The organism is Roseateles sp. P5_B10 (assembly GCF_056400485.1).
This window is the reverse complement of sequence record NZ_JBFULE010000959.1, coordinates 1-1,817: the sequence shown is the minus strand read 5'-3', so window position 1 is coordinate 1,817 and position 1,817 is coordinate 1. Positions and strand designations below refer to the sequence as shown.

General features: G+C 65.1%; 2 protein-coding genes. Both read right to left on the bottom strand.

Annotated features, from left to right (window positions below):
* The coding region (locus AC1DU6_RS29740) for a glycosyltransferase (RefSeq protein ID WP_477861610.1) at positions 1 to 766 on the bottom strand (766 nt) is incomplete at its 3' end.
* A 344-nt stretch (positions 767 to 1,110) separates the two neighbouring features.
* Positions 1,111 to 1,509, bottom strand: a complete 399-nt coding sequence (locus AC1DU6_RS29735) for a DUF4148 domain-containing protein (RefSeq protein ID WP_056199163.1) — start codon at positions 1,507 to 1,509, stop codon at positions 1,111 to 1,113.
* Positions 1,510 to 1,817: the final 308 nt, after the last annotated feature.

The following is a 1,817-nucleotide window of genomic DNA, read 5'->3' as shown; positions in this document are numbered from 1 at the left end:
GCGGAAAAGCCTCCTCACGCGACGGTGACACGAAGAGATCGAAGGATTTCAACGCCTGATCAACATCGCTGCGAAAACCCAGCAGGCGCACACGCGAGTCGCCCGCAGCCAGTTCCTTCAGCGCGGCCTCGTCCGGCCCTTCGCCCAGGATGGCCAGCACGGCATCGGCCGGTGCATGAGCCCTGAAGCCGGCGATCAGCAGATCCATGCCCTTGCTGCGGTGCAGGCGGCCCACGCTGCCGACCAGCAGCTGGCCGGGTGCCAGACCGAGCTCGGCGCGCAGATCGGTGTGACGGGCGGCGGCCGCGGCGTCGCGCTCCGGCGCCCAGTTGTAGATGACGCTGGCCAGCGCTTCACGCTCAGGCAGGCTCTCGTACTGGGCGCGATTCACGCAGATGAGGCCGTCCATGCGTGCATGGTGATGAGCCTTGTAGCCGACGTGCAGGGTGCCGACGCGGGTCGAAGGCCGGGCGTGCGCGACGGCCTTGCAGGCCGGGCCGAGGTGGCCATGGCAGACATCGGCCGCCAGCCGGCGCGCCAGGTTGGCCACTCGCCAGCCGCGCAGCAGCGGCAGTTTCAGCCCGTGGAAGCGCACCGCGGGAGCCAACGCAGCGGCAACAACGGAATTGGCCGTGCCAATGACGTGGACACGATGGCCCAGCGCGGCCTGGGCATTGGCGAGGTCGATGCAATGCCGCTCACCGCCCGCGATGCGGGATGAAAACACGACATGAACCAGGGTCAACGGTTCGAAGGGCGGRGGCATGGCAGGTCTTGCAAMYGAATGCAGCTCGRATCGGYAAGCAAAACTTTACCGAYATACACATTCAGAAACCTGTCACCGCCCCTCCGCAAACAGGTGCCGCTRAGCTCCCAATTGCTCTCAAACGTCCGCAATTGGCGGGAATGCGGGAAAACGTTTAGCAGTCCCGGGGAGCCGGCGGAGACATCGCGGCCTCGGTCTATCTACGGCGGGCCGGAAGTCGGGATTGACAGGATCTCACGCACGCAGGTCCAAGGGCTTAGCCGGACCTTGCAGACGGCAACGGAAAATGCCCGACCAAGCGGTCGGGCATCCATGTCCGGATTGCCCCGACAGGGCTGCAGGGCTCAGCGCATCTTGCTGACCCACTCGTTGCGCTGCTCGTCGTAGCGATACATCATCAAAAAGCGCAGCGTCTCCATGTTGACCTGCTCGCGCGTCAGCGTGCTCATGTCGCGCGGCGCCTTGATCGGCACCCAGCTGCCGACGGTGTCGTCGTAGACATTCATGCGCAGGAACTGGTCGCGCATCGCCAGAACCTCGGCACGCGACATGACACCCTTGGGCGGCTCCATGCCGGACTTCAGCACCCACATGCCGGTGAGTTCGTCCCAGCGCATCAGGGCCAGGAAGGTGTCGCGCTCCATCTTGACCTGTTCGCGGGTCAGGCCCTGGGCCTGACTGGGGGCAGAAAAGGCAGCAAGCGAGGTGGCCAGCACGAGGGTCAGCAGGGAAAGGCGTGTCATGTCAGTCTCCAAAAGGGACGGTGGAAGAGAGGTTGCTGTGCTGACTGGGCGCCTCAGTGCTCACAGGTGGTGAGTGGTCGGGCGAAGGTCGCCGGCCTTACAGCCTCGGCGGGGTGTGAAAAATACCCGCGGCTCATGGCGGCCACGACCAATGGTTCAGAAAAGCGGGGCTGACCGCGCCCTTTTCGTCGGCTTCGCGGGCTCAAGGATCCGCAGAATCGGTCGAGTGAAGTACCTGCAAGCCCTCCTCCTCAGCCTGGCCGTCGTGCTGGCGCCCGTTGCCCCTGCCCATGCCGCGCGCATCAAGG

Bases quoted from the DNA above. Each gene is read 5' to 3' on its own strand.
- AC1DU6_RS29735 (WP_056199163.1), bottom strand. From the start codon at position 1,509: ATGACACGCCTTTCCCTGCTGACCCTCGTGCTGGCCACCTCGCTTGCT.